The organism is Stenotrophomonas maltophilia (assembly GCF_013464915.1).
GTDB classification, from domain to species: Bacteria; Pseudomonadota; Gammaproteobacteria; order Xanthomonadales; family Xanthomonadaceae; genus Stenotrophomonas; species Stenotrophomonas maltophilia_AT.
The window spans coordinates 1-5,126 of the sequence record NZ_RAVT01000087.1 but is presented as its reverse complement, the minus strand read 5'-3'; the positions used below and the strand labels follow the sequence as shown (position 1 = coordinate 5,126).

Below are 5,126 nucleotides of genomic sequence, written 5' to 3'. Positions count from 1 at the left end.
CTGGTTCACTCGCTGGATTGAAGACAGCTGCGGCGCCAACCGAAGCTTGGCCACCTGGCCCAGCGGCACGCTTCCGCTGCCATCCGCCTTCTGGATCGGGAGTGCCTCAAGCTGGCCGATATCCGTGCGCAGTGCCGCCTCTCCGCGGAGGATGACCGGGAGAACGGTGTCGCCCTCACGATAACGGGAGATCGTTGCGCCGGTCAGCAGCATGTCCATGCTCTTGGCGATGTCCGCGCTGCTGATGCCTGCGGCCTGGGCCTTGGGCTGATCGACGTCCACATCAAGCTGGACGACCTGGCGTTCGGCATCGCTGGATACATCCACCATCCCCGGCGTGTCCTGCAGCGTGCGCAGCAGCTTCTCGGCGGCAATCCGATGTGCGCCGTCACTGCTGGAGATGCGGAACGTCGCAACGCCGGCATCCGAAGACCCCATCGAGAACCGCTTGGGCTCCACCCGCACATCCGGGAAGTGTGTTGCCATCACAGAACGCAGCCGCTCAATGGCCGCTTCATGCTTGACGCCCTTCGCAAGGGACAGCACGGCATACGCGCGGTGTCCTGCAGGAGTAGGGGGATTCAGTGCCAGAATGAAGCGTGGGCCACCATCGCCCATGTACAGGGCGTGGCTGGAGATCTCCGGAACGAGCTTCTCGTCGGCCAGTACCTTGCTGATCTGGTGAGCAACCGCCATCGTATTGGCCGGGCTGGAATCCGGGGACAGCTCGATGGCCATCTGCAGCTGATGGCGCTCGGACGGCGGCATCAGCTCGTTGGGGACGGTGGTGAACAACCAGCCGGAGGTTGCCAGCAGTGCAACCATTACGCCGATGTACATGGCTTTGTGCCCCAGGATCCAGCGGACCTTGCCGCGGTACCAGCCCGTCAGCCGCTCGACCGCGCGTGCGGTGCGGCTGAGTTCGGCATGGTGATGGGCAAAGTACTTGCACAGCAGCGGAATCAGGGTAACGCCGATGACCAGCGACAACAGCAGCGCGATGGCCATCACGATGCCGAGGCTGCGCAGATACTCGCCGGTTTCCGTGCTGGAGATGGCCAGCGGCATGAACGCGAGGATGATCGCCAGCGAAGAAACCAGAAGCGGCACGAACATCGTGCTGCCTGCGTGAGCGGCAGCCTGGTCCGGCGACTCACCCAGCGAGAGCCGCCGCTCCATGTCCTCGGCAACCACGATCGCGTTGTCAACGAACAGGCCCAGGGCAATGATGATTGCACCCACCGAGATCATGTGCAGATCGATGTTCAGGATCTTCATGATTGCCATCGTCCCCAGCACCGTGGTCGGCACGATGGCGCTGACGATCAAGCCGGTCCTCATTCCAAGGAACAGCACGACGACCGCCATGACGATGGCCAGGGTCTCCAGGAAAACCTTGGCAACACGCAGCAGCTGGGTGGAAACAACCTCGGCCTGATCCGTGATCTGGACAAGCTGCATGCCGGCCGGCAGCGTTTCCGAAAGCCGTTCAACGTCGCCGCGCAGCAGATCGGCGAAGCTGACTACGTTGAGTCCTGGCGCCATGGAGACCGCTATCACCACGGCCGGCGTGCCATTGACGAATGCACCCGTCATCGGCGGGTCCTGGGTCACCCGTTCCACTCGCGCAAGGGCACCCAGCGGCACCGAGCCACCCTTCGGCAGCGGTATCGGCGTGCTCTTCAGCTGGGAGGGGTTGTCGGCGTCACCGCTCACGTTGAGCGTAATCTCCGAACCTCCGATCTCGACGTAGCCCGCCGGCGCAATGACATTGCGCCTGGAAACCGCATCGGCAATCACATTGGGGTTGAGCCCACGCGCAGCCAGGGAAGGCACGTCCAGGATGATCTGGACCTGCTCGTCCCTCACGCCGTGCAGCGAGACACGTTCCACCCCGGGCAGCCGGAACAGTTCATCGCGCAGGCGGCGGGCTTCTGCCCGAAGCTCGCCTGCGTTATAGCCATCGCCGGTCAGGCCCATGGTCATCACCGCAACCCGACCGAATTCGTCGTCCACGACCGGGCCAATCGTTCCCTCGGGAAGCTGGCTCTGGATGTCCCCCATGCGTGAGCGCAACCGTTGCCACACGATGGGAATTTTCTCCGATTCCACGGTGGGATAGAGATCAACGTAGGTGAACGCAAAGCCTGGACGGACAGTCGTCCGGATCCGCTTGACCTCCGGCATGCCACGAATGCTCTCCTCGATCGGGCGAGCGACCAGCTGCTCGACCCGGTCCACGCCGGCGCCCGGCATGAAGCTGAGTACCGTCGCCGTGCGAATGGTGATGGGGGGCTCTTCAGTGGACGGGAAGTCCAGCGCCAGAATGAGGCCGGTGAGGACGATCGCTACGATCGCCAGCAGGGTCAGGCGGGGACGCGCCAATGAGAATGAGGAGAGGCTCATTGTTCTGATCCCATCTTCATGTCGACAGGCTTGATCTGCGTGCCCGGGCGGATGGCCTTGGCACCCGCAACCACGACGCGCTGACCGGCGGAAATCTGCCCGCTCACCTCGATCCAGTCACCGTGATACTGACCCAGATCTACCTCCGCCAGCTCGGTCGTCTTGCCATCCTTTGCCAGCCGAAGCACCTGGCCCTTGCCGCCAACGGCAGATGGCAGAACAGCCCGAAATGGCACTTGAAGCCTGGCTGGGCCTGTATCCGTTCCTGTGATCCGGACCGACCAGGTCGAACCCACGGTCGCCGCCTCGGGCACTGCGATGTATGCGGTACGCACGCCGCCAGCATCAACGCGGCCGTCGACACGGAGCACCTTGCTCGCCATGGTGTCCGAGCCGCTGATCAGGTTGACCACCTGCCCAACAGCCAGGGGAGCAGTGCCCGGAATCGCGACAGACAGCTCGCGGCCCGCACCATCGACCTGGATGGCAACAGCGCCGGGGCCCACGGACTGTCCAACTTCAACGTTTCGGGCAGCCACGACTCCGTCAAASGTTGCCTTCAGCGTGGCTTCSCCTTGYGACCAGCCGGCGAGCTCGTGCTGCGCGCGGGCATTGCGGACGGCCGCATTCGCAGCCGCCAGTTCGGCCTTCGCGGCGGTCATCTCCGCCGGGCTGAGCGCATCAGCCTTCTGCGCAACATCCAGTCGCTCGACGCGTCGCTGGACCTCGTCCAGTGCGGCCTGCGCGCGTGCGACGTCGCCGGCAGCGGACGCCTCCTGCGCTGCAAAGGGGACMGGATCCAGTCGAGCAAGCACCTGTCCCTTGCGTACAACGTCACCCGGTTCAACAAGTACCGCGGAGACCTTTCCGGAGACCGGGAAGGACAGCTGTCCTCGCTGCGTGGCACGCACGGTGCCGATGTAAGCGCGCTGATCGCCAGCAGCCTGTCGAACGGAGGCGACATACGCGGTGCGGGCTTCTGCCGTYCCGCTCTCTGGTGTATCGGAACATCCCGTCATCGCGGACAGGRCAATGGCTAGCGCGCTGAGACGAGGCACCAACGACCGAGTCATATGGGTCTTCACGTTCGGTTCCTTCTATGGAGATCGGTTCCACAGACCGGCTCGATGCCTTGGAGTCTGCAGGCGGCGCCAATTTATGGGGGACACCTCCCGTCGGAACAGGACAMKAACGGTCACAAAGGGGCTCATACAGGCCAACTGGGACACGMGGTGAGGCCAAGGGCCCCATTCGGACAGTGATGTATCACCTGAATTTAGTCAGTYACATGACGACTAAATCACCACCCCTACTCAAAGGGATCCTTATCGGCCGCGCATGGGTCCGTTTCGGCCACCCTGAGTCTCCTGCATTGAAATCGGTCCCCCATGGGATGACTATGTGGATTGCGAAGCACCCCCATTAAAAYGTGATGGCTGCGATCTCCAAGAATTTGTCTACCTCCATGGACTGGCGTGAGCCCGGTGAGGAACTCGCGTTGGACGCATCGTCTCTGCATCCCTCCGGCGATCCCGGTTCAACGCTTGAATCGCAGATCGCCGATATAGTGCCCACTGGCGCTAGAGCCATCCTTGGGCTTGTTGAGGAGCGTGGTTTCTCGCCGGAAGAGCTCTGCCGCGGGCTTGGGTTCACATACCGTGATCTCTCGATGAGAGATGTAAGACTGTCTTACCGCCAGATGCGTCAGTTGTTCATGCGCGCGGAGCGGCTGTTGGGCGAACCGGCGCTCGGCCTCGCCCTGGGAGCCCGGCAGACTCCCATCTCTTGGGGTCTTCCGGGCTTGGCRATGCTCACCTGCGAGACCTACGGGGAAGCCCTCAACTATGGGCTCAGCCACCAACAGGCAATCGGGGCCATGCTGATTCACACGATTGAGGAAGCAGGTCGCGAAATCCGGATGGAGGTCCGCTTCCGACGCTTTGATATCCAGCTGGAATCTGTTCTTGTTGAAGATGCATTCGCTGGGTATGTCGCCGTCAGCAGRTACCTGATTGGTCCCTCGTTCGCACCACTGAGGGTCGACTTCTCTCTACCCAAGCCCTCCGATCCGGACGTCTACCGGCGGTTCTTCCAGTGCCCGGTGCGCTTTGATGCAGGGATCAACCGTCTGACCTTCGACTCACACTGGTTGAGTGTGCGACTGCCGGGCTTCGACCGGGTCAACTCGAAGATCGTACGCGACCAGCTCGACACGCTGCTACCAATGCGGGGCGTGCGCAACGAAATTGTCGAATCGCTGTCGAGYCACCTGCGGTGCGACATCGAGGCGACCAGTCGGCAGAGCGAACTCGCAAGCCTGATCAATGTGAGCGAGAGAACACTCAGACGCCGGCTCAATCGTCAGGATTCGAGCTATCGGGAGCTTCGAGATGAAGCTAGGTACGAGCGGGCGCGGGATCTTCTGCTGAACTCTGATTTGAGCATCGCAGACGTTGCAGAGGCGGTCGGATATTCCGACGCCCGTGCATTCAGGCGAGCATTCAARCGTTGGGCAGGCTGCTTGCCAACCGAGTTCCGGGAATCCAGGTAGGGGGGCGCTGGATTCCGGCATCGCAGGTGGTCATACGTAGATCCTAGGCTTCATAAGCACATCCCGGCGTGTACAACATCGCCCTAAAAGCGGTGATTAAGCCTTCGTACTCCACTTGATCTATGCGATTGCAGTCGCCTCCAGCCATTCCCCTTCACTTGGGCAGAGC

Annotated in this window: 3 protein-coding genes; 1 reads left to right on the top strand and 2 read right to left on the bottom strand. The window is 62.2% G+C overall.

From position 1 onward, the window contains the following. Positions 1 to 2,406: efflux RND transporter permease subunit (locus tag D7T59_RS21000; protein ID WP_180853523.1), on the bottom strand; the 2,406-nt coding region annotated here is incomplete at its 3' end. Continuing rightward, entirely contained in the window at positions 2,403 to 3,491 is a 1,089-nt protein-coding gene (locus D7T59_RS20995; protein ID WP_343203091.1) for an efflux RND transporter periplasmic adaptor subunit, read from the bottom strand. The genes D7T59_RS21000 and D7T59_RS20995, both read right to left, overlap by 4 nt. Before the next feature lie 347 nt (positions 3,492 to 3,838). Between D7T59_RS20995 and D7T59_RS20990 the strand changes: the two genes are divergently transcribed. Then, complete coding sequence (locus tag D7T59_RS20990) at positions 3,839 to 4,957, top strand: AraC family transcriptional regulator (RefSeq protein ID WP_258013221.1); 1,119 nt, start codon at positions 3,839 to 3,841, stop codon at positions 4,955 to 4,957. Positions 4,958 to 5,126: the final 169 nt, after the last annotated feature.